The organism is Achromobacter sp. DH1f (genome assembly GCF_000633435.1).
GTDB classification, from domain to species: domain Bacteria; phylum Pseudomonadota; class Gammaproteobacteria; order Burkholderiales; family Burkholderiaceae_B; genus Achromobacter; species Achromobacter deleyi.
Window position 1 is genome coordinate 25,902 of sequence record NZ_AYMF01000009.1, and the last position, 21,294, is coordinate 47,195.

The following is a 21,294-nucleotide window of genomic DNA, read 5'->3' on the forward strand; positions in this document are numbered from 1 at the left end:
ACAACGTGGCACATTCATCGCCCGCATCTGCACAGGTGCCGGCCGCGCTGGACACCTTTCCAGCGCTGCTGTTCGCGCATGCCGACGTGCGCGGGTCGCGGCCCGCGATACGAGAGAAAGATCTGGGGATCTGGCAAACCCTTACCTGGTCCGATGTGGCGGAGCACGTGCGCCAGGTGGCCCACGGCTTCGCGTCGCTGGGCATCCAGCCCGGCATGCATGTGGCCGTCATCGGTGAAAACCGCCCTCGCCTGTACATGGCCATGATGGCCGCGCAATCGCTGGGCGCGATTCCCGTGCCGCTGTATCAAGACGCGGTGGCGCAGGAAATGGTCTATGTGCTGCAGGATGCCGAGATCAGCGTGGCGGTGGTCGAAGACCAGGAGCAGGTCGACAAGATGCTGGAGGTGCGCGAGCAATGCCCCGCGCTCAAGCATGTGGTGTATGACGATCCGCGCGGCCTGCGCCATTACTCGGACGCGATGCTGCTGTCGTACGAAAAGCTGGAGGAACTGGGCCGCGATTACGCCGCGCAGCATCCCGACTTCTTCGCGCGCGCCGTGGCTGCCGTGCAGCCGCATGACGCGGCGGCGATGTTCTATACGTCGGGCACCACCGGGAAGCCCAAGGGCGTGGTGCTGACGCACCATGCGCTGATCGACCGCGCCCGTGCGGTGTCGGACATGGAAAAGCTGACGGACCAGGAAGACGTGCTGGCGTATCTGCCCCCGGCCTGGATCGGGCAGAACATGTTCTCGTACACGCAGCTGCTGGTCACGGGCTTTACCGTGAACCATCCCGAATCGCCCGACACGGTGTCGATCGACATGCGCGATATCGGGCCTACCTACTATTTCGCGCCGCCGCGCGTGCTGGAAGGCCTGCTGACCCATGTGATGATCCGCATGGAAGACGCGGGCTACATCAAGCGCAAGCTGTTCCAGGCCTGCATGAAGCTGGCCCGCCGCGTGGGCACGCGCATCCTGGATGGCGAATCCGTCAACGCCTGGGACCGCCTGCGCTACGCGCTGGGCAATGTGCTGATCTACGGCCCCCTGCGCAATGCGCTGGGCATGAGCCGCGTGCGCGTGGCCTATACGGCCGGCGAGGCTATCGGCCCGGACCTGTTCGTGTTCTACCGGTCCATCGGCATCAACCTCAAGCAGCTCTACGGCTCGACCGAAACGTCGGTGTTCGTGTGCGTGCAGCCCGACGGCCAGGTGCGTGACGACACCGTCGGCCCGCCCGTGGCCGGCGTGGAAATCCGCGTGGCCGACAACGGCGAGATCCTGGTCAAGAGCCCGGGCCTGTTCAAGGAGTACTACCGCAACCCCGCGGCCACCGAAGAGGCGCGCAGCGCCGACGGCTGGTTCCATACGGGCGATGCGGGCTACCTGGACACCGACGGCCAGCTCAAGATCATCGATCGCGCCAAGGACGTGGGCAAGCTGGCCAACGGCAGCCTGTTCGCGCCCAAGTACCTGGAGAACAAGCTCAAGTTCTTCCAGCACATCAAGGAAGCGGTGGCCTTCGGCGCCGACCGCGAAGACGTGTGCGCCTTCATCAACATCGACCTGGAAGCCGTGGGCAACTGGGCCGAGCGCCGTGGCCTGCCCTACGCCGGCTACACCGACCTGGCGGGCAAGGACGAGGTCTACCAACTGATCGCCGAATGCGTCGAACAGGTCAATGCCGACCTGGCCACCGACCCGAAGCTGTCGGCCTCGCAGATCAGCCGGTTCCTGATCCTGCACAAGGAACTGGACCCGGACGACGACGAACTGACGCGCACCCGCAAGGTGCGGCGCGCCTTCATCGCGCAGAAGTACGGCGTGCTGATCGATGCGCTGTTCGGCGGCAAGTCGTCGCAGTACATCGAGACCGAAGTGAAGTTCGAGGACGGACGCACCGGCAAGATTTCCGCCGACCTGCGCATCCATCCGGTCAAGACGTTTCCCGCCATCACCGCCCGAGCCGCGTAGACACCATGAGCAACAACGACCGCGACCAGCGCATCGGCGACGTGATGCTGGACATGCAGAACATCTCGCTGTCTTTCGGCGGCGTCAAGGCGCTGACGGACATTTCCTTCAATGTGCGCGAACACGAAATCCGCGCCATCATCGGGCCCAACGGCGCGGGCAAGAGCTCGATGCTGAACGTCATCAACGGCGTCTACACGCCGCAGCAAGGCGGCATCGAATTTCGCGGCGAGCGCTTTTCGCGCATGAATCCGCGCCGCGCCGCCGAAATGGGCATCGCCCGCACGTTCCAGAACCTGGCGCTGTTCAAGGGCATGAGCGTGCTGGACAACATCATGACGGGCCGCAACCTGCGCATGAAGTGCGGCCTGCTGTCGCAGGCGTTCCGCCTGGGCGCGGCCGAACGCGAAGAGATCGAACATCGCCAGTTCGTCGAGAACATCATCGACTTCCTGGAAATCCAGGCGTTTCGCAAGACGCCGGTCGGCCGCCTGCCCTATGGCCTGCAAAAGCGCGTGGACCTGGGCCGCGCGCTGGCGATGGAACCGCGCCTGTTGCTGCTTGACGAGCCGATGGCCGGCATGAACATCGAAGAGAAGCAGGACATGAGCCGCTTCATCCTGGATGTGAACGACGAGTTCGGCACGACGATCGTCCTGATCGAGCACGACATGGGCGTGGTGATGGATATTTCCGACCGCGTGGTGGTGCTGGACTACGGCAAGAAGATCGGCGACGGCAAACCCGATGAGGTCCGAGCCAACGAAGACGTCATCCGCGCCTACCTCGGCGTGTCGCACTAAGGCGGACGAGACATGGGATTTTTTCTAGAGACCTTATTCGGCGGCCTGATGAGCGGCATGATGTATGCCCTGATCGGCCTGGGCTTTGTGCTGATCTTCAAGGCGTCCGGCGTCTTCAACTTCGCGCAGGGCGCCATGGTGCTGGTGGCCGCCCTGTCCATGGCGCGCTTTTCCGAATGGATACCGCGCTGGTTCGGCTTCGAGAACATGATCCTGGCCAATGTGCTGGCGTTCATCGTCAGCGCGATCCTGATGTTCCTCCTGGCGGTGGCGATCGAACGCTTCGTGCTGCGCCACCTGGTCAACCAGGAAGCCACCACGCTGCTGATGGCCACGCTGGGCATCAGCTACTTCCTGGACGGCCTGGGCCAGATCTCGTTCGGCAGCTCGGTGTATTCCATCAACGTGGGCATGCCGAAAGACCCGTGGATGATCCTGGACTCGGTGTTCGAAGGCGGGTTGCTGATCAACCTGGAAGACCTGACCGCCGCGGTCATCGCGGCGCTGCTGGTGGCGGCGTTGGCGCTGTTCTTCCAGTTCACCTCCACCGGCCGCGCGCTGCGCGCCGTGGCGGACGATCACCAGGCCGCGCAGTCCATCGGCATTCCGCTGAACCGCATCTGGGTCATCGTCTGGTGCGTGGCAGGCCTGGTCGCGCTGGTGGCCGGCATCATCTGGGGATCGAAGTTCGGGGTGCAGTTCACGCTGTCGACCGCGGCGCTGCGGGCATTGCCGGTGGTGATCCTGGGCGGCCTGACGTCCGTGCCGGGGGCCATTCTGGGCGGCCTGATCATCGGCGTGGGCGAAAAGCTGTCCGAGGTGTATCTGGGGTCGCTGGTGGGTGGCGGCATCGAAATCTGGTTCGCCTATGTGCTGGCGCTGGTGTTCCTGCTGTTCCGTCCGCAAGGGCTGTTCGGCGAGAAGATCATCGACCGCGTCTGAACCCGGCCTTCTAGGATAAAAACATGTTCTATCGCGAAAACGGCCAATTCAAGACCAGCTATCGCGCTGACCAGCAGATCTTCCCGATCCGCCAGGACCGCATCTTCATCTGGCTGCTGCTGGCGGTGGCGTTCATCGCCATCCCGGCGCTGTCCAGCGATTACCTGCTGCGCGCCATCCTGATTCCGTTCCTGATCCTGTCGCTGGCCGCGGTGGGCCTGAACATCCTGGTGGGCTATTGCGGCCAGATCTCGCTGGGCACGGGCGCCTTCATGGCAGTGGGGGCCTATGCGGCCTGGAACTTCGGCGTGCGCTTTCCCGGCATGCCGCTGATCATCCAGATCCTGCTGGGCGGGTGCTTTGCCACGCTGGTCGGCGTCATCTTCGGCATTCCCAGCCTGCGTATCCGCGGCCTGTACCTGGCCGTGGCGACCCTGGCGGCGCAGTTCTTCGTCGACTGGGCCTTCCTGCGCATTCCGTTCTTCACCAACTATTCATCGTCGGGCAACGTGTCGGTGCCGCCCCTGACCGCCTTCGGCCTGCCGGTGCAAAGCGCCCTTGAAAAGTACCTGTTCGTGCTGATCCTGGTGGTGATCTTCAGCCTGTTGGCCAAGAACCTGGTGCGTGGCGCCATCGGCCGCCAGTGGATGGCCATCCGCGATATGGACGTGGCCGCCTCGGTCATCGGCATCCGCCCCATGTACGCCAAGCTCACCGCGTTTGCGGTCAGCTCGTTCATCGTAGGCGTGGCCGGCGCGCTGTGGGGCTACATCCACCTGGGTTCATGGGAACCCCTGGCGTTCGACCTGACCCGTTCCTTCCAGCTGCTGTTCATGGTGATCATCGGCGGCCTGGGCTCGATCATCGGCAGCTTCTTCGGCGCGGCCTTCATCGTGCTGGTGCCGGTGGCGTTGTCCAACGTGCCGCACATGCTGGGCCTGCCGCTGTCGGTGGACACCGCCGCGCACATCGAACACATGGTGTTCGGCGCGCTGATCGTGTTCTTCCTGATCGCCGAGCCGCATGGGCTGGCGCGCTTGTGGAGCATCGGCAAAGAGAAGCTGCGCATCTGGCCTTTCCCTCATTGATTTCGCATTGATTTCTGCGGGCCGCGGCGGCAAAAGCGCCGCGGCCCACATCCTGAATACCCGGCTCCAGACCGGGCCAACCCCGGTGTCCGAGGGTTTATTGACCCAAACACCACGCAGGAGGTAAATGGAGATGAAGCGTCTTAACCTGAAGTTGGCGGCAGCCTTAGTGGCCGCAGCCGGCGCCGTGACCGCGGTGGCCACGCCGGCGATGGCGGCGGAAGAGCAGTTCGTTCCGTTGCTGGTGTACCGCACCGGGTCCTTCGCACCCCTGGGCATCCCCTGGGCCGACGGCAAGCTGGACTACCTGAAGCTGGTCAACGAGCGCGACGGCGGCGTCAACGGCGTCAAGATCACCTACGAGGAATGCGAAACCGCCTACGCCACCGACCGCGGCGTGGAATGCTATGAACGCCTGAAGAGCAAGGGCACCGGCGCATCGGGCTTTGACACCCAATCCACCGGCATCACCTTCGCCGTCAGCGACAAGGCCATGGTCGACAAGGTGCCCGTCGAGACGATGGGATACGGCCTGTCGCAGTCGGTCGACGGCAGCGTGTTCGAGTGGAACTTCCCGCTTCTCGGCACGTACTGGACCGCCGCTGACGTGATGATCCAGGACATCGCCAAGAAAGAAGGCGGCATGGACAAGCTCAAGGGCAAGAAGATCGCCCTGGTCTACCACGACTCGCCGTACGGCAAGGAACCGATTCCGCTGCTGCAGAAGCGCGCCGCCAAGGAAGGCTTCGAGCTGCTGCTGTATCCGGTGACCGCGCCGGGCGTGGAACAGAAGTCCACCTGGCTGCAGATCCGCCAGGCCCGTCCGGCCTATGTGCTGCTGTGGAGCGCGGGCATCATGACCCCCACCGCCATCCGCGAAGCGCAGGCCAGCGGCTATCCGCGCGACAAGATGTACGCCATCTGGTGGGCCGGCTCGGAAGGTGACGTGAAAGACCTTGGCGACGTCGCCAAGGGCTACAACGCCATCACCGTGCACAACAGCGGCGCCGAGCACGACAAGGTCTATGACGACTTGAAGAAGTACGTCTACGACAAGGGCCAGGGTTCGGACAAGTCGGGCAAGACCACGCTGGGCACCATCGCCCATACCCGCGGCATGATGATCTCGATGCTGCAGGTGGAAGCGATCCGCACCGCGCAAGAGAAGTACGGCAAGGGCAAGGCGCTGACGCCCGAGCAGGTGCGCTGGGGCTTCGAGAACCTGAACATCACCCAGGATCGCCTGAACCAGCTGGGCTTTGGCCAGATCATGCGTCCGGTCAAGACCTCTTGCAGCAACCACAAGGGTGACGACTGGGCCCGCATCGTGCAGTGGGACGGCGCGAAGTTCAAGGTCGCCTCGGACTGGTACCAGGCCGACAAGACCTTGCTGGACCCGATGGTCAAGGAAGCCGCGGCGAAGTACGCCAAGGAAAAGAACATCACGCCCCGCACTTGCGAGAACTGATGTGAACCGGCGGCCGGCGCATCCGCGTCGGCCGCCACCATGCCGCAGGAAATGCCATGACCGCAGCAACCACTACCGCTACGCCCGCCAGCGCCCCCAAGGTGCTGCTCGATGTGAACGGCATCGAGGTGATCTACAACCACGTCATCCTGGTGCTCAAGGGCGTTTCCCTGCAGGTGCCGGAAGGCAAGATCGTGGCCTTGCTGGGCGCCAATGGCGCCGGCAAGACCACCACGCTGCGCGCGATTTCGAACCTGCTCAAGGGCGAACGCGGCGACGTCACCAAAGGCCATATCCAGTACCGCGACCAGCGCATCGAAAGGCTGTCGCCGGCCGAGCTGGTCAAGCGCGGTGTCGTGCAGGTGATGGAAGGCCGGCATTGTTTTGCCCACCTGACCATCGAAGAGAACCTGCTGACCGGCGCCTATACCCGCAACATCAGCCGCGGCGACACCAACGCCGCGCTGGACCGCGTGTACCAGTACTTTCCCCGCCTGAAGCAACGCCGTGCCAGCCAGGCCGGCTACACGTCGGGCGGCGAGCAACAGATGACCGCCATCGGCCGCGCGCTGATGGCCAACCCCAACATGATCCTGCTGGACGAGCCGTCGATGGGCCTGGCGCCGCAGATCGTCGAAGAGATCTTCGAGATCGTGCGCGACCTGAACCAGCGCGAGCGCGTCAGCTTCCTGCTGGCCGAGCAGAACACCAACATCGCGCTGCGCTATGCCGATTACGGCTACATCCTGGAAAACGGGCGCGTGATGATGGACGGCGCCGCGCAGGACCTGGCCCAGAACGAGGACGTCAAAGAGTTCTATCTGGGTATTTCCAGCGGCGAACGCAAGAGTTTCCGCGACAACAAGTTCTACCGCCGCCGCAAACGCTGGTTGGCCTGATCCCTGGAGCGGCATGCCGGCGCGGTCCGGCCTGCCGCCGGCAACGACACCGCAGTACGGCACACGAGAGGGTGCGATCCCATGTCCGAGTTTTTCGATGTTCTGGAGACCCGAGCGCCCGAGCAACGCGAGCGCGAGCTGATGGCAGCCCTGCCCGCCGCCATCGCGCGGGCCATCGCCCGTGCACCGGCGATTGCCGAGCAGCTGCGCGGCATCGATCCCGCCACGGTCACGTCCCGCGCCGCGCTGGCGCGCCTGCCCGTGCTACGCAAGCACGAACTGCTGGAACGCCAGCAGCACAGCCGCGACGACACCGCGCGCGCCGCCGGCCCCGACAAAGCCTTCGGCGGCTTCTCGGCCATCGGCTGGGGCGAAGCGATGCGCGTGTTCGCCTCGCCCGGCCCGATCTATGAACCGGAAAGCGCCCGCGCCGACTACTGGCGCTTTGCCCGCGCCTTGTACGCGGCCGGCTTCCGCGCGGGTGAGCTGGCCTACAACTGCTTTTCGTATCACTTCACCCCCGCCGGCTCCATGATGGAAACCGCCGCGCATGCCGTGGGCTGCACCGTGTTCCCTGGCGGAACCGGCCAGACCGAACAGCAGGTGCGCGCCATCCAGGACCTGGCGCCCAGCGGCTACACCGGCACGCCCAGCTTCCTGAAGATCATTCTGGAAAAGGCCGACGAACTGGGCGTGAAGCTCGATTCGCTGCGCCGCGCGCTGGTGTCGGGCGAGGCGTTTCCGCCATCGCTGCGCGATTGGCTGGCCGCCCGCGGCATCGAGGGCTACCAGGCCTACGGCAGCGCGGACCTGGGCATGATCGCGTTCGAGACCCCTGCCCGCCAGGGCCTGGTGCTGGGCGAAGACATCATCGTCGAGATCGTGCGCCCCGGCACCGGCGAACCCGTGCCCGATGGCGAGGTCGGCGAAGTGGTCGTCACTACGCTCAACCCGGACTACCCGCTGGTGCGGTTCGGCACCGGCGACCTGTCGGCCGTCATGCCCGGCATCTCGCCCTGCGGCCGCACCAACACCCGCATCAAGGGCTGGATGGGCCGCGCGGACCAGACCACCAAGGTGCGCGGCATGTTCGTGCATCCGTCGCAGGTGGCCGACGTGGTGCGGCGCCATCCGGAAATCCAGCGGGCCCGGCTGGTCATCAGCGGCACCACCGGCTCGGACCGCATGGTGCTGAAAGTGGAATCGCGGGTGCGCGGCGAAGAACTCAGCGCCCGCATCGCGGAATCCATGCGCGACGTCACCAAGCTGCGCGGCGACGTGGAGTGGGCCGAAGCAGGCGCCCTGCCGAACGACGGCAAGGTCATCGACGACATCCGTACCTACGAGTAATGCGGCGATCCGGCCGGCGCCGCGTGCGCCGGCCGTGGGCCTGCCTAGGCGGCCAGCGCCATCACGGCCTTGGCCAGCATGGCCGCGGCCACCAGCGCCGCGAACAGCGCGAAGCTTTGCTGCAGCCGTCGCGGCGGAAAACGATCCGCCACCGCGCGGCCGGCCAGCATGCCTGCCACCGCGGCCAGCGTGAACGGCAGTGCGATGGCCCAATCGAGGTGGCCGCCCGCGGCCGCAGCCACCACGCCGCTGGCCGACACCAATGCAATCACCGCCAATGACGTGCCCACGATGGCCTGCATCGGCAGGTCGGTCGCGCGGCGCAGCGCGGGCACGATGACAAAGCCCCCGCCCACGCCCAGCAACCCCGACAGGAAGCCGGCGATGACGCCCGTGCCGGCCAGCGCACGAGCGCAGGGCGCGGTCCAGCGCAGGCGCCCGGTGTCGGCATTGAGCAGGCAGGGCGGCGTGCGCGGCGGCGCGGCCGTGGCAGCCGCCGCACCGGAACCCTGGCGCCACATGCGCCAGGCCACCATGCCCAGCACGCCGGCAAAGATGATGGCCAGCGGCGCGTTGGGCAGCCGCCGGGCGGCCCACAGGCCCAGCGGCGACACCACGATGCCGGTCGCCGCGATGAAGCCGGCGGCGCGGTAGCGGACCTTGCCGGCCCGCAGCCCCAGCACCGCCCCCAGCGCCGCCGACAGGCCCACGGCCAGCAGCGCGATCGGCGCGGCCTGCGACACGTTCAGGTGCAGCCCGAACACCAGCAGCGGCACCGCCATGATGGCCCCGCCCGCCCCCGTCAGCCCCAGGATCAGGCCCACCCCGCCACCCAGCCCCAGGCTGATGAGCGTCACCGAATAGATCATGCTGCCCCGCTCAGTTGCCCAACGGACGAGCCAGCCACTCGCGGCCCTTGAGCATGCCGTTCCAGTAGATCCAGGGCAGCATCGTGGCCTTGAGGAACCAGGCGCTCTTGCGCGCCACGGTCGGGTCCAGCGGGAACGTGGGCAGAAGCTTGCCGCCGTAGCCGAATTCAGCCAGCACGATGCGGCCGCGCTCGACCGTCAGCGGGCACGAGCCATAGCCGTCGTACGCGACCGGCAGCGCATGGCCTTCACGCACCGCCAGCAGGTTCTCGGCCACCGTGACGATCTGCTTGCGCGCCGCCGCGGCCGTCTTGGCGTTGGTGGTGCTGATGCCGTCGCCCAGACCGAAGACGTTGTCGTAGCGCACGTGGCGCAACGTGGCCGGGTCGACCTCGCACCAGCCGGCGGCGTCCGCCAGCGGGCTTTGGCGCAGGAAATCGTGCGGCACCTGGGGCGGCACCGCGTGCAGCATGTCGAACGTTTTCTCGACCCGCGTCACGGCGCCTTCGGTGTCCTTGACGTCGAACCAGGCCTTGCGGCCCGGGCCGTCCACGGCCACCAGCGCCGAATTGAAGGCCAGCGAAATACCGTAGCTGTCGACGTAGCGCATCAGCGGCGGCACGAAGGTGGGCACGCCGAACAGCACGGCGCCGGCCAGGTCGAATTCCACCTGGATGCGGTCCAGCACACCGGTGCGGCGCCAGTGGTCGCACGCCAGGTACATGGCCTTTTGCGGCGCGCCGGCGCATTTGATGGGCATGGCCGGCTGCGTGAACAGCGCCGTGCCGCCCTTCAGGCCGCGCACCAGTTCCCAGGTGTAGGGCGCCAGGTCGAAGCGGTAGTTGGAGGTGACGTTGTGCTTGCCCAGCGTGTCCGTCAGGCCGTCGACCTTGTCCCATGCCAGCCGCAAGCCCGGGCAGACGATCAGTTGCTGGTAGCTGACAGCGCTGCCATCAGCCAGCCGGACCTGGTTGGCCTCGGGCTCGAAGCCGGCGGCCGCGGCCTGCAGCCAGGTGGCCCGGCCCGGCATCACCGCGCGCGTTGGCCGCACGGTCTTGGCAATGTCGAACGCGCCGCCGCCCACCAGCGTCCAGGCGGGCTGGTAGTAATGCTTGTCGCTGGGCTCGATGACGGCAATGCGCAGATCGGGCCGGCGGCGCAGCAGGCTGGCGGTGACGCCGATGCCCGCCGACCCGCCACCCACCACCACGACATCGAAATCGCGCTGCGCCTGTGCGGCTGTCTGCATGCTTGTCTCCTGTTGTCGGCGCCGCCCCGTCAGGGCTGGCGCCTGAAATATTCAATGGCTGAAAACAGCCCCATGCCAACGACCACGGCGGCCACGAACACCCCGGCTTCGCGCACGCCGGCCGCGGCCGCCACCAGCGCAGGGCCGGGGCAGAAACCCGCCAGTCCCCAGCCCGCGCCGAACGCCAGGCTGCCGGCCATCAGGCGCACGTCGATGCGCGACGCGGTGGGCCAACGCAACGGCTCGCCGGACAGGCTGGCGCGGCGGCGGCGCAACCACGCCAGCCCCGGCGCGGCCACCAGCACGGCGCCGCCCATCACCCACGCCAAGGACGGGTCCCACGGGCCGGCCAGGTCAAGAAAGCCCAGCACCTTGGCGGGATTGGCCATGCCGGAAACGATCAGGCCCAGCCCGAAGACCAGCCCAGCAGCGAAGGCGAACAGCGCAGGCATGTCAGGCTCCGATCAGGTGGCGCACCACATACACGGTGACAAAGCCCGCCCCCATGAAGAGCGCGGTGGCCACCAGAGAACGGGCAGAGCCTCGTGACAGGCCGCACACGCCATGGCCGCTGGTGCAACCCGATGCATACCGGGTGCCCAGGCCCACGAGCAGGCCGGCGACGATCAACCGGCCGTTGCCGGCATCCACCGAAATGGCGGGCAAGTCCGCCGCCAGACGATACAGCCACGGCGACACGGCAAGGCCCAACAGGAACGCCAGGCGCCAGGCGCGGTCACGCCCGGGGGGCAGCAGGCCGCCCAGGATGCCGCTGATGCCGGCAATGCGGCCGGCCCCCAGCATCAACCCCACGGCGGCGGCGCCGATCAGCAGGCCGCCCGCCGCAGCGGTCCAGGGAGTGAAGGCGGCCCAATCTACCATCATTTCAGCGACGCCATGGCGCGGCCGCAGTACAGGCTGGAAAGGGTTTTCATGACCTGGCTGACTTCGAAGCTGGCCATCTGGTAATAGACGTACTTGCCATCACGGCGCGTGGCCACCAGGCCTTCGTCCCGCAGCACGCCCAGTTGCTGCGACAGGGTCGGCTGGCGGATGCCGGTCAGGGATTCCAGTTCACCCACATTGCGCTCGCCCTGCACCAATTGGCACAAGAGCAGCAGCCGGTCTTCGTTGGCCAGCGCCTTGAGCAGCGCGCAGGCCTGGGAGGCGGATTCGCGCAGCACGGCGACTTCGCATTCGGTCAGGGGGGCATTCATTTGATGAGGATCAACCAGCCGGATAGGATTTGATCATTATATTGACGCATAAACTATCCAACAATATTATTGAAAAATATATATTGTCAGAAGTTGACGGCCGTCTCGCGGCCAAGGCGCCTTGCCCATGAATCCCCAGATCCAAGCCTTTTTCGACCCGGCCACGGCCACCGTCACCTACGTGGTCCACGAAGCCACGCCGGGCGGCGCCTGCGCCATCATCGATTCGGTGCTGGACTACGACCCCAAGTCGGGCCGCAGCAGCACCGCCAGCGCCGACCGGGTCGTGGCCTACGTGCGTGAGCACGGCCTGAAAACCGAATGGCTGCTCGAGACCCACGCCCACGCCGATCACCTGTCGGCCGCGCCCTACCTGCAGCGCCAGCTGGGCGGCGTGATCGCCATCGGCCAGAGCATCCGCACGGTGCAGGGCGTGTTCAAGCAGATCTTCAACCTGGAACCGCAATTCCAGCTGGATGGCTCGCAGTTCGGCCATCTGTTCACGGATGGCGAAACCTTCCGCATCGGCGCCCTGACGGCCACCGCTCTGCACGTGCCCGGCCACACGCCGGCCGACATGGCCTACCGCATCGGCGATGCGGTGTTCGTGGGTGACACCCTGTTCATGCCCGACGTGGGCACCGCGCGCTGCGACTTCCCGGGCGGCGATGCCCATCAGCTGTATCAGTCCATCCAGCGCCTGCTGGGCCTGCCCGCCGACACCCGCCTGTACATGTGCCACGACTACCCGCCCGCCGGGCGCGAGGCCGCCTGGCAGACCACCGTGGCCGAGCAGCGTCGCGCCAACATCCATGTGCACGACGGCGTGGCCGAAGACGACTTCGTGGCCATGCGCACGCGGCGCGACGCCACGCTGTCGATGCCCACCCTGATCCTGCCCGCCATCCAGGTCAACATCCGCGCCGGCCACCTGCCCCCGCCCGAAGACAACGGCGTGCGTTACCTCAAGATTCCCCTCGACTCGCTGTAGGCCGCACGCGTCGGCCGCGCACTTGCGCGCTGCCGGGATATCCCGCAAGATCGCCCGATCGCACGATTGCCGACCTGACGGATCCCCTATGTTCGCCGAAGCCGAAGCCGACCCCAGCCTGTCGAAAGAAGACTTCAAACCCCTCGAAGCGCGGCTGCGCGTGGCGCTGCTGAACGCGCAGTACCAGCGCCTGCAGAAGGCCGAGAAATCCCTGCTGGTGGTGGTGGCCGGCATCGATGGCGCCGGCAAGGGCGCCACGGTCAATCTGCTCAATGAATGGATGGACCCGCGTCACATCAAGACGCTGGCCTACGGCCCGCCCGAAGGCGACGAGCTCGACCGCCCGCCCATGTGGCGCTACTGGAAGGACCTGCCGCCCAAGGGCAGCACCGGCATCGTGTTCGGCTCGTGGTACACGCCGCTGATCCGCGAAGCCGCACGCAAGAAGCCCAACCAGGATCACATCGAAGCGCAGTCGGTGGCCATCCGCCGCTTCGAAGCCATGCTGGCCGCCGAGGGCGTGCAGATCATCAAGCTGTGGTTCCACCTGTCGTCCGAAGCCCAGCAGGCTCGCGCCCAGCGCCTGTTGGCCAGCCCCGAGACTTCGTGGCAGGTCAGCCCCGTGGACCTGAAAGTCCACAAGAAATACGACCGCATCCGCAACAGCGGCCAGGTCGTCATCAACCACACCGACAGCGGCCACGCGCCCTGGGTCGTCATTCCCAGCGCCGACGAGAACATGCGCGCCGCGCGCACCGCTGAAGCCGTGCTGGCCGCCCTGCGCCAACACACCGTGCCGCGCATTCCGGCGTCGTTCGTCGCGCACACCGGTCCGGCCCGCATCCTGGACCGCCTGGGCCAGCTGGACTACGACGCCAAGGTCGATCGCGACGACTACGAATCCGAACTCGGCCTGCTGCAAGGCCGGCTGGCGCGCGCTGCCCGCTCGAAGAAATTCCAGGAACGCTCGCTGGTGCTGGTGTTCGAAGGCCAGGACGCCGCCGGCAAGGGCGGCGCCATCCGCCGCATCACCCATGCGCTGGACGCGCGCCAGTTCGACATCACGCCGGTCGCCGCACCCAACAGCTATGAATTGGCGCGCCCCTACCTGTGGCGCTTCTGGCGCCATGTGCCGCGCCTGGGGCGCATCGCCATCTTCGACCGCTCGTGGTACGGCCGGGTGCTGGTCGAGCGCGTCGAGAAAATCACCCCGCCGTCGCACTGGCGCCGCGCCTATGCCGAGATCAACGACTTCGAAGCGCAGTTGGCCGGCAGCGGCGCGCTGGTGCTGAAGTTCTGGTTGGCCGTCACGGCCGACGTGCAGCTTGAACGCTTCAAGGACCGCGAGAAATCGCCCTTCAAGAATTTCAAGATCACCCCCGACGACTGGCGCAACCGCGACAAATGGAAGGAATACGCCGCGGCCACCAACGAAATGCTGACCCGCACCGACGTCCAGCACGCCCCTTGGCATCTGGTGTCGGCCAACGACAAGCGGTACGCTCGCCTTCAAGTGCTGCGGCACATCGTCGAAGCCCTCGAAAGCCAACTCTGACCGACAAGAGGACCCGCCCCATGAGTTCCGCCGACATCCGCCCCGTGGTCGCCGCCGATTTCGACGTCTGGCTGCCCCTCTGGAAGGGCTACCAGGATTTCTACCGCGTCGACATCGCCGATGCCGTCACGCGCAACACCTGGGCGCGCTTCCTGGACCCCGCCGAACCCATGCACGCGGCCCTGGCCTACGACAGCGGCAAGGCGGTCGGCATGGTGCACTGGATCTTCCACCGGTCCACCTGGACCGCTGGCGACTACTGCTACCTGCAAGACCTGTATGTCGACCCGGACACCCGCGGCACCGGCGCCGGCCGCAAGCTGATCGAACACGTCTACGCCCAGGCCGCCGCCGCCAACTGCGCCCGCGTGTACTGGCTGACCCACGAAACCAATGCCACGGCGATGCAGCTGTACGACCGCATCGCCGACCGTTCCGGCTTCATCCAATACCGCAAGGTGCTGCCGTGAGCGCGCGCGACCCCAACTGTCCGCTCTGCCAGGAAGAGGGCGGCACGCTGCTGTGGCGGGGGCCGCACCTGCGCCTGATCGAAGTCGACGACCCGGACTACCCCGGCTTCACCCGCGTGATCTGGAACGCCCACCTGGCCGAAATGACCAGCCTGTCCACCCACGGACGCGACCTGCTGATGCGGGCGGTGTACGTGGTGGAAGAAGCGCAGCAGTCGATCCTGTCGCCCGACAAGATCAACCTGGCGTCCCTGGGCAACATGGTGCCGCACCTGCACTGGCACGTGATTCCGCGCTGGCGCGGCGACCGCCATTTTCCCGACCCGATCTGGGCGCCCCCGCGCATCGCCAAGGGCAGCGAACCCGCCGAATGGGCCGACCGCCAGGCCCGCGTGCAGGCGCTGCTGCCGCGCTACCGCAATCGGCTGGTCGAAGCCATGAACGCCCTGCTGTGGCATTGAATCTCCTCACCCGCCGGCCTGTAGAAATTTCCGATAATTAACATGTGTTTCGCCGAAATTCCCGATATTTGACGACCGACTACTGCCTTTAAGGTAAAATTCAGCTTCTTGAATTGAATCGCTTCAAAGGCAATAAAGGATGCTCCAGTGACCCTGCAGGCCCCCCCATCGTCGTCCCGGCCCGTTTCATTCCTGCAGGCATTCCTCCGCTCAGAAGCCCTGGGCGGATACGTGTTGATGCTGGCGGCCGCCGCCGCCCTGGTCATCGCCAACAGCCCGCTCGCCCCGCATTATTTCGACGTCCTCGGCACCAAGCTGGGCTTCCACCTGGGCACCGTCATGCTCAAGGAATCCGTGCTGCACTGGATCAACGACGGCCTGATGGCCGTGTTCTTCCTGCTCGTCGGCCTGGAAATCAAACGCGAAGTCCTCGACGGCCAACTGCGCGGCGTGTCGCGCATCGTGCTGCCGGGCATCGCGGCGCTGGGCGGCATGGTGATGCCCGCCCTGATCTACGTGCTGATCAACCTGGGCAGCCCCGACACCCTGCGCGGCTGGGCCATTCCCGCCGCCACCGACATCGCCTTCGCCCTGGGCATCCTGGCGCTGCTGGGCAGCCGCGTGCCCACGTCGCTCAAGATCTTCCTGACGGCCCTGGCCATCCTGGACGACCTGGGCGCCATCGTCATCATTGCGCTGTTCTACACGTCTGAGCTGAACCTGTTCGCGCTGGCCATGGCCGGTGCGCTGCTGGCCTGCCTGTTCTGCCTGAACCGGGCCGGCGTGCTGCGCCTGACGCCCTACCTGCTGATCGGCGTGGTGCTGTGGTATTTCGTGCTGAAGTCCGGCGTGCACGCCACGCTGGCCGGCGTGGCGCTGGCGCTGACCATCCCGCTGCGTCCGCAGAACCAGGGCCACGCCGGGGCACATTCGCCGCTGCATGCGCTGGAACACGCGCTGCACAAGCCCGTGGCCCTGCTGATCGTGCCGCTGTTCGGTTTCGCCAACGCCGGTGTGTCGTTTGCCGGCATGGGCCTGTCCAGCCTGGCGCAGCCCGTGCCGCTGGGCGTGGCGCTGGGCCTGTTTCTGGGCAAGCAGCTGGGCGTCTTCGGCTTTGCCTGGCTGGCCATCAAGACCGGCATGGCCACCCTGCCGCGCCATGCCAACTTCACGCAGCTGTACGGCGTGGCGCTGCTGTGCGGCATCGGCTTCACGATGAGCCTGTTCATTGGCGCGCTGGCCTTTACCGACCCGGCTGCCATCGACGCCACCAAGATCGGCGTGTTGACCGGGTCGCTGGCCTCGGCCGTAGTGGGCTTCCTGCTGTTGCGCGCCAGCGGCAAGCCGGCGGCGGACGCCCCCGCCTGACCGCCCCGCCGCGGTGGCGCCAACCGGCGCCGCCGCGGGAGTAGACTGGCCGCACCCTTTGCAGGAGCCGCCATGAAACCGTCCGCTATTTCAGTGCAACGCGTCTATGAAGGCACCGGCCCGGATACCCACTACCGGGCGCTGGTCGACCGCATGTGGCCGCGCGGCCTGCGCCGCGCCGACCTGGGCCTGGACGAATGGGCCAAAGACATCGCCCCCACCGCCGAACTGTGCAAATGGTTCAGCCATGTGGACGAGCGCTGGGAAGAATTTCGCGAAAGATACCTGGCCGAGCTGGCCACGCCCGAGCAACAGGCCCGCATGGCCGCCCTGCTGGAAGCCGCGGGCGAGCGCCCGCTGACCTTGCTGTACGGCGCCCGCAATACCGCCCACAACCAGGCGGTGGTACTGCGGGACGCGTTGCAAGACTACGCCAAACGCCACGCGACGCGGCGCGCCAGGGCCTGACGCCGCGTTACTTGCCGGCGGACGTCGGGTTCGACAGCGGGAACGTCTTGTCCGTCAGGCAGGCCTGCAGCCACGTGTAGTCGTCGCTGTCGTCGATATCCACAGCCAGCCTGGCCAGCGGCGACGTCGGGTAATCGACCTTGTGCACCTCGGGGCCGGTGTTCCAGTGGGCATCGTCCGCGATGCCGCCCGGGCAGTTGGCGTCATTGCCGTTGAACGAGCACGAGGCCACCGGCACCGGCTTGTTGTCGACCAGCTTGGCCACATAGCGCTGCACGTATACCGAACCCGTGGCCCAGTAGTCTTCCACGCTGCATACGCGGTCGTTGTTCTGGTAGTGGCGGATCGCAAAGCAGCCGTAGACCTCATACGGCGGCAACACGTCGCAGGACACGTCGTAGCCCGAGAACGGCCCGCCCGTGAACGGCTTGCGGAATTCCCGCTGGCGCAGTGCCGCGTTGATCATGGCGGGCGTGGTGCTGTTTTTCGGATGCGCCTTCAGGTCTGCCGTGCGGGCCGCGATCAGCTTGGCTGCGATGCTGCCCGGCGTGGCGTCATCATCCTGCAGCGAATCCGGGTTGTCGGCCAGCCGTTCCAGCGCACGGTCACGCGCGTTCACCCATTGCCGCTGGCCATCCTTGATCGCCGTGCGGATCTCGTCGTCGGGCGCCTGCTTCAACAGCGCCGCATAGGCACGATTCAGCTCGGCATCCGCCGCCACGGCCTTGCGGTCCGAGCAGATCAGCTTCTCGGCCTGCGTGCCGGCCTTCTGGCAATTGATGGCCATGGCCTGCGCGGACAACACGCCCAGTCCCACCACGCACAACAACTGCGCCGTGCGGATTTTCAAACTCATTGCAATGCTCCCTGGCATCGGCCGCTGCCTTAGCGGCTGATGACCTCGCTGTCTTCCATGACGATGCGGTAACGGTTGCGCAGGTCAAGGACGTAGGTGAAATTCGACGTTCCGGTGGCGGTCTTGCCGCGTTCCGGGCTGGATACCTTGTAGTCGTACAGGCCGACCACCATGCACATCTGATCCTGGCACTTGGCCTTCAGCGAATTCTGGTCCACCACGAAGCGCCGCACCGGCCAGCGGGCGAAATACGCCTGCTTGTCGGCCAGAATCTCGGACTTCGGGCGCTTCTTCTTGAAGTAGTCGACCGTATCGGCGTAGAACTCCCGCGTGAAGTTCATGGCTTCTTCGTTGGTGCCACTGCCTGCCTGGATCATCAGGGCGGCGGCATTGATCGCCTTTTGCTCGTCGGAAATCGCGGCGGGCGCGGTTTCCTTGGGCATATAGGGATTGGGCACCGGCGCGGGCGCCTGGGCGGGCGCAGGGGCGGACTGGGCGGGCGCGGACTGGGCCGGCTTGCGCGGCGGCAGGCGCGGCTCGTCGTCAGGAGCCTGGGCCTGCGAGGGCGCGGCGGCGGGTTGCTGCGCCGGGGCCGGCACCGGCGCGCTGCGCGGGGCGGCCTGCTGCGGCGCGTTGCTGGCCGTCTGCACGTTGCCCGTGCGGTTGATGCCGTACTTGATGATTTCCTGCGGCGAGAAGAAATACATCTCTTTGGACGGCGTGCTGAACATGATGCCCAGCACATCGGCCGACACGCCGTACTTCGGCAGGGTCGCCACGATGTCCGACACGCCGAACTGCGCCTGCTCACCCGTCATTTCAGGCGCGGTGATCTGATGCACGCCCAGACGCCCCTCGGCCAGGCGCTGGCGTCCGGCAAAGAACACGAACGCGCAGGCCGACGCACAGTAGCTGTCTTTGGGAATGTAGGTGTTCAGCCCGCGTTCGTAGACTTCTTCGGCCACCACCAGCCCGATATGGACCAGGCCGCCGCCGTTGTTCTGCAGGATGAGGGTGGAGATGGTCGGATGCTCGCGCAGCGCCTTCTTCAGGTTCAGCATGTCGTTGGCGCCCACCGCGCCCACGTAGATCAGCAGGTTGGGCTGGCTGGGCAGGAAGAAGAACGGGCCGTAGCGCTCCGGTTCTTCTTGCTGCGGCGCGCCCGCCGGCGTCTGCGCCGTGGCGGGCGACAGGGCCGCCAGGGACATCGCCACGCTCAACCCTACCGCTGTCAGTGTTTTTTTCAGCATCATCAGTCCTTATCCACGGAACGCCTCTTGCAGCGGGATTTTATCCATCCCGCCGGGCAATGCCACCCCGCGCCACCTGCCGCTACCGCTTCTGGCAGGCGTGCGTGCCGTCCGCTATGGCCTGCGCCACGCGCTGGATGGTGTCGGGCCGGGCCAGGCGGGCCTCTTCGTCGGGGTTCACGATCACGCCGGCCTCGACCAGCACCGCCGGCATCGCGGCGGTCTTCAGGACCGCCAGGCCATCATAGCGATGCACGCCCAGGCGGCGGTCCAGCAGCGGACGGTTTTCGCCCGCGATCGGTTCGGCGTGGTACAGCGACGGCTTCTCGCCGGCCGCCACCAGCGCCTCGCCAATGGCGCGGGCGCAGCGCAGGCTGTCTTCGTACTTGGGGTTGAGCTGCGACACAAAGATGGCGAAGCCCGCGAATTCACGCTGGCGACCCGCGTCGATGTACTTCTGCTGCATCGAATCGTGGTGGATCGAAATGAAGAAGTCCGCATCCGGCGCCGTCAGCGCACGACGACCCAGCGCGATCTCGGCGCCGTCGGCCGACACCCGCGTCACGCGGTCGCCCTGCCGCTTCAGGTCCTGTGCCACCGCGGCGCTCAGATCCAGGTTGTACTGGTATTCGACCCGGCCGCTGGCGCCCGTGGCGCCCGGCTGCTTGGGCGTGTGGCCCGTGTCGACCACGATGTAGGCGGCCTGCGCCGACAGCGCCGCCCACCCCAGGCAGGCCCCGGCAATCACCTGCCGCGCCACGCGCCCCGCCTTCGATCCCGCTGCCCTGACGCCCACCTGACCGCTCATGACTGATGACACGCTTGTCTTCGCTCTGTAAGAAATGAAGGCCCGTGGTCTGTCGCAGGGCCTGAATCCGGCGGATTCTCGCGCAGCCGGCGCCAACCGGCAATGGCCGATTTCGGCGCGCGGGCCCGCTTGGTAACAGCCCCCGGGACGCTGCGCGGCCCGTCCTGACATGCCACCCGCGCCACGGCCTGCCTGGCGGAAGCAAATGACATAAAAAGTTACCCTGCGCGCATTCAGGCCGCTCTCATCCTGGGGCGCTACCATCAAGGCATGCCCCACGCATCCGCGGGCGCTACCCGGCCCGCGGCATCCTTACCCGGAGGTTCCCAGCATGAGCAATCTGAACGGAAAAGTCGCGGTCGTCACCGGCGCCGCCAGCGGCATCGGCAAGGAAATCGCGCTGACGCTATCGCGCGCCGGCGCCGCCATTGCCATCGCCGACCTGAACCAGGCCGGCGCCGACGCCGTGGCCCGCGAAATCGAACAGGCCGGCGGCAAGGCCATGGGCGTGGCCATGGACGTCACCAACGAAGACGCCGTCAACCAGGGCATCGACCGTGTGGCAGCGGCCTACGGCAGCATCGACATCCTGATCTCGAACGCCGGCATCCAGATCGTGAACCCCATCGAGAACTTCGCATTCTCGGACTGGAAGAAGATGCAGGCCATCCACGTGGACGGCGCCTTCCTGACCACCAAGGCCGCGCTCAAGCACATGTACAAGGACAACCGCGGCGGCGTGGTGATCTACATGGGTTCGGTGCATTCGCATGAAGCCTCGCCGCTGAAGTCTGCCTACGTGGCCGCCAAGCATGCCCTGCTGGGCCTGGCGCGCGTGCTGGCCAAGGAAGGCGCGGCCCACAACGTGCGTTCGCACGTCATCTGCCCCGGCTTCGTGCGTACGCCTCTGGTCGAAAAGCAGATTCCCGAGCAGGCCAAGGAACTGGGCATCAGCGAAGAAGACGTGGTCAAGAAAGTGATGCTGGGCGACACCGTCGACGGCGTCTTCACCACCGTCGAAGACGTGGCGCAGACCGCGCTGTTCCTGTCCACCTTCCCCAGCGCCGCGTTCACCGGCCAATCGTTCGTGGTCAGCCACGGGTGGTACATGCAGTAAGGCGGTCGGGCGCGGCCGGCACCGGCCGCCGCGCCAAGCGTTCTGCACCGCCGGCACACACAAGCGTGCGCCGGCGGCCTTGC

22 protein-coding genes are annotated in these 21,294 nt (G+C 66.5%); 14 read left to right on the forward strand and 8 right to left on the reverse strand.

What is annotated here, in order from left to right:
- Positions 1-5 precede the first annotated feature (5 nt).
- From U858_RS0107660 to U858_RS0107690, 7 genes are all read left to right on the forward strand, one after another.
- Positions 6-1,982, forward strand: coding sequence for a long-chain fatty acid--CoA ligase (locus U858_RS0107660; RefSeq protein ID WP_025136583.1), 1,977 nt, complete (start codon positions 6-8; stop codon positions 1,980-1,982).
- 5 nt (positions 1,983-1,987) lie between these two features.
- Positions 1,988-2,785, forward strand: coding sequence for an ABC transporter ATP-binding protein (locus U858_RS0107665; protein WP_025136584.1), 798 nt, complete (start codon positions 1,988-1,990; stop codon positions 2,783-2,785).
- Between the two features lie 12 nt (positions 2,786-2,797).
- The gene (locus tag U858_RS0107670; RefSeq protein ID WP_025136585.1) at positions 2,798-3,727 is read left to right on the forward strand and encodes a branched-chain amino acid ABC transporter permease; all 930 of its coding nucleotides are present in this window, start codon (positions 2,798-2,800) and stop codon (positions 3,725-3,727) included.
- 23 nt (positions 3,728-3,750) lie between these two features.
- Positions 3,751-4,815, forward strand: a complete 1,065-nt coding sequence (locus tag U858_RS0107675) for a branched-chain amino acid ABC transporter permease (RefSeq protein ID WP_025136586.1) — start codon at positions 3,751-3,753, stop codon at positions 4,813-4,815.
- Between the two features lie 127 nt (positions 4,816-4,942).
- Positions 4,943-6,283 (forward strand): ABC transporter substrate-binding protein, encoded by a 1,341-nt coding sequence (locus U858_RS0107680; RefSeq protein WP_025136587.1) that lies wholly within the window; start codon positions 4,943-4,945, stop codon positions 6,281-6,283.
- A 56-nt stretch (positions 6,284-6,339) separates the two neighbouring features.
- Positions 6,340-7,182 carry an ABC transporter ATP-binding protein gene (locus tag U858_RS0107685; RefSeq protein WP_025136588.1) on the forward strand — a complete coding sequence of 281 codons (843 nt, stop codon included), beginning with the start codon at positions 6,340-6,342 and terminating at the stop codon, positions 7,180-7,182.
- 81 nt (positions 7,183-7,263) lie between these two features.
- On the forward strand, positions 7,264-8,532 hold the full coding sequence (locus U858_RS0107690; RefSeq protein WP_025136589.1) for a phenylacetate--CoA ligase family protein: 1,269 nt from the start codon (positions 7,264-7,266) through the stop codon (positions 8,530-8,532).
- Between the two features lie 44 nt (positions 8,533-8,576).
- On the opposite strand, the gene U858_RS0107695 is transcribed toward U858_RS0107690, so the two are convergent.
- Genes U858_RS0107695 through U858_RS0107715 form a run of 5 tightly spaced genes read right to left on the reverse strand, consistent with a single transcriptional unit; the run spans position 8,577 to position 11,867 of the window.
- Positions 8,577-9,401 (reverse strand): sulfite exporter TauE/SafE family protein, encoded by an 825-nt coding sequence (locus U858_RS0107695; protein ID WP_025136590.1) that lies wholly within the window; start codon positions 9,399-9,401, stop codon positions 8,577-8,579.
- Between the two features lie 10 nt (positions 9,402-9,411).
- A complete protein-coding gene (locus U858_RS0107700) occupies positions 9,412-10,650 on the reverse strand; it encodes an FAD/NAD(P)-binding oxidoreductase (protein ID WP_025136591.1) in 1,239 nt (412 codons plus the stop codon).
- Positions 10,651-10,679: 29 nt separating this feature from the next.
- Complete coding sequence (locus U858_RS0107705; protein WP_025136592.1) at positions 10,680-11,102, reverse strand: YeeE/YedE family protein; 423 nt, start codon at positions 11,100-11,102, stop codon at positions 10,680-10,682.
- A 1-nt stretch (position 11,103) separates the two neighbouring features.
- Positions 11,104-11,535 carry a YeeE/YedE family protein gene (locus U858_RS0107710; protein WP_025136593.1) on the reverse strand — a complete coding sequence of 144 codons (432 nt, stop codon included), beginning with the start codon at positions 11,533-11,535 and terminating at the stop codon, positions 11,104-11,106.
- Positions 11,532-11,867, reverse strand: a complete 336-nt coding sequence (locus U858_RS0107715; protein ID WP_025136594.1) for a helix-turn-helix transcriptional regulator — start codon at positions 11,865-11,867, stop codon at positions 11,532-11,534. The genes U858_RS0107710 and U858_RS0107715 overlap by 4 nt, the downstream gene beginning before the upstream one ends.
- A 127-nt stretch (positions 11,868-11,994) precedes the next feature.
- Here U858_RS0107715 and U858_RS0107720 point away from each other — a divergent pair, with 127 nt between their 5' ends.
- The 6 genes from U858_RS0107720 (at position 11,995) to U858_RS0107745 (ending at position 17,180) form a co-directional block, all read left to right on the forward strand.
- Complete coding sequence (locus tag U858_RS0107720) at positions 11,995-12,858, forward strand: MBL fold metallo-hydrolase (protein WP_025136595.1); 864 nt, start codon at positions 11,995-11,997, stop codon at positions 12,856-12,858.
- 88 nt (positions 12,859-12,946) lie between these two features.
- Positions 12,947-14,413, forward strand: coding sequence for a polyphosphate:AMP phosphotransferase (gene pap / locus U858_RS0107725; protein WP_025136596.1), 1,467 nt, complete (start codon positions 12,947-12,949; stop codon positions 14,411-14,413).
- A 20-nt stretch (positions 14,414-14,433) separates the two neighbouring features.
- Entirely contained in the window at positions 14,434-14,883 is a 450-nt protein-coding gene (locus U858_RS0107730; RefSeq protein ID WP_025136597.1) for an N-acetyltransferase, read from the forward strand.
- Positions 14,880-15,344, forward strand: a complete 465-nt coding sequence (locus U858_RS0107735; protein WP_025136598.1) for an HIT family protein — start codon at positions 14,880-14,882, stop codon at positions 15,342-15,344. Before U858_RS0107730 ends, U858_RS0107735 begins: the two co-directional genes overlap by 4 nt.
- A gap of 147 nt (positions 15,345-15,491) precedes the next feature.
- On the forward strand, positions 15,492-16,712 hold the full coding sequence (gene nhaA, locus U858_RS0107740) for a Na+/H+ antiporter NhaA (protein ID WP_025136599.1): 1,221 nt from the start codon (positions 15,492-15,494) through the stop codon (positions 16,710-16,712).
- 72 nt (positions 16,713-16,784) lie between these two features.
- The gene (locus U858_RS0107745; RefSeq protein WP_025136600.1) at positions 16,785-17,180 is read left to right on the forward strand and encodes a DUF488 domain-containing protein; all 396 of its coding nucleotides are present in this window, start codon (positions 16,785-16,787) and stop codon (positions 17,178-17,180) included.
- Positions 17,181-17,187: 7 nt separating this feature from the next.
- On the opposite strand, the gene U858_RS0107750 is transcribed toward U858_RS0107745, so the two are convergent.
- From U858_RS0107750 to U858_RS0107760, 3 genes are all read right to left on the reverse strand, one after another.
- Positions 17,188-18,036, reverse strand: coding sequence for a lysozyme inhibitor LprI family protein (locus U858_RS0107750; protein ID WP_025136601.1), 849 nt, complete (start codon positions 18,034-18,036; stop codon positions 17,188-17,190).
- 29 nt (positions 18,037-18,065) lie between these two features.
- Positions 18,066-19,289: a hypothetical protein gene (locus U858_RS0107755; protein WP_232786510.1), complete on the reverse strand. Its 1,224-nt coding sequence runs from the start codon at positions 19,287-19,289 to the stop codon at positions 18,066-18,068.
- 79 nt (positions 19,290-19,368) lie between these two features.
- Positions 19,369-20,094 (reverse strand): N-acetylmuramoyl-L-alanine amidase, encoded by a 726-nt coding sequence (locus tag U858_RS0107760; RefSeq protein ID WP_051593540.1) that lies wholly within the window; start codon positions 20,092-20,094, stop codon positions 19,369-19,371.
- Between the two features lie 331 nt (positions 20,095-20,425).
- Between U858_RS0107760 and U858_RS0107765 the strand changes: the two genes are divergently transcribed.
- On the forward strand, positions 20,426-21,211 hold the full coding sequence (locus U858_RS0107765) for a 3-hydroxybutyrate dehydrogenase (RefSeq protein WP_025136604.1): 786 nt from the start codon (positions 20,426-20,428) through the stop codon (positions 21,209-21,211).
- Positions 21,212-21,294 lie beyond the last annotated feature (83 nt).

Excerpts from the sequence above, each read along its gene's own strand:
- U858_RS0107665 (WP_025136584.1), top strand. The coding sequence starts at position 1,988 with ATGAGCAACAACGACCGCGACCAGCGCATCGGCGACGTGATGCTGGAC.
- U858_RS0107670 (WP_025136585.1), top strand. The coding sequence starts at position 2,798 with ATGGGATTTTTTCTAGAGACCTTATTCGGCGGCCTGATGAGCGGCATG.
- U858_RS0107675 (WP_025136586.1), top strand. The coding sequence starts at position 3,751 with ATGTTCTATCGCGAAAACGGCCAATTCAAGACCAGCTATCGCGCTGAC.
- U858_RS0107680 (WP_025136587.1), top strand. The coding sequence starts at position 4,943 with ATGGAGATGAAGCGTCTTAACCTGAAGTTGGCGGCAGCCTTAGTGGCC.
- U858_RS0107685 (WP_025136588.1), top strand. The coding sequence starts at position 6,340 with ATGACCGCAGCAACCACTACCGCTACGCCCGCCAGCGCCCCCAAGGTG.
- U858_RS0107690 (WP_025136589.1), top strand. The coding sequence starts at position 7,264 with ATGTCCGAGTTTTTCGATGTTCTGGAGACCCGAGCGCCCGAGCAACGC.
- U858_RS0107695 (WP_025136590.1), bottom strand. The coding sequence starts at position 9,401 with ATGATCTATTCGGTGACGCTCATCAGCCTGGGGCTGGGTGGCGGGGTG.
- U858_RS0107700 (WP_025136591.1), bottom strand. The coding sequence starts at position 10,650 with ATGCAGACAGCCGCACAGGCGCAGCGCGATTTCGATGTCGTGGTGGTG.
- U858_RS0107705 (WP_025136592.1), bottom strand. The coding sequence starts at position 11,102 with ATGCCTGCGCTGTTCGCCTTCGCTGCTGGGCTGGTCTTCGGGCTGGGC.
- U858_RS0107710 (WP_025136593.1), bottom strand. The coding sequence starts at position 11,535 with ATGATGGTAGATTGGGCCGCCTTCACTCCCTGGACCGCTGCGGCGGGC.
- U858_RS0107715 (WP_025136594.1), bottom strand. The coding sequence starts at position 11,867 with ATGAATGCCCCCCTGACCGAATGCGAAGTCGCCGTGCTGCGCGAATCC.
- U858_RS0107720 (WP_025136595.1), top strand. The coding sequence starts at position 11,995 with ATGAATCCCCAGATCCAAGCCTTTTTCGACCCGGCCACGGCCACCGTC.
- pap (WP_025136596.1), top strand. The coding sequence starts at position 12,947 with ATGTTCGCCGAAGCCGAAGCCGACCCCAGCCTGTCGAAAGAAGACTTC.
- U858_RS0107730 (WP_025136597.1), top strand. The coding sequence starts at position 14,434 with ATGAGTTCCGCCGACATCCGCCCCGTGGTCGCCGCCGATTTCGACGTC.
- U858_RS0107745 (WP_025136600.1), top strand. The coding sequence starts at position 16,785 with ATGAAACCGTCCGCTATTTCAGTGCAACGCGTCTATGAAGGCACCGGC.
- U858_RS0107750 (WP_025136601.1), bottom strand. The coding sequence starts at position 18,036 with ATGAGTTTGAAAATCCGCACGGCGCAGTTGTTGTGCGTGGTGGGACTG.
- U858_RS0107755 (WP_232786510.1), bottom strand. The coding sequence starts at position 19,289 with ATGATGCTGAAAAAAACACTGACAGCGGTAGGGTTGAGCGTGGCGATG.
- U858_RS0107760 (WP_051593540.1), bottom strand. The coding sequence starts at position 20,094 with ATGAGCGGTCAGGTGGGCGTCAGGGCAGCGGGATCGAAGGCGGGGCGC.
- U858_RS0107765 (WP_025136604.1), top strand. The coding sequence starts at position 20,426 with ATGAGCAATCTGAACGGAAAAGTCGCGGTCGTCACCGGCGCCGCCAGC.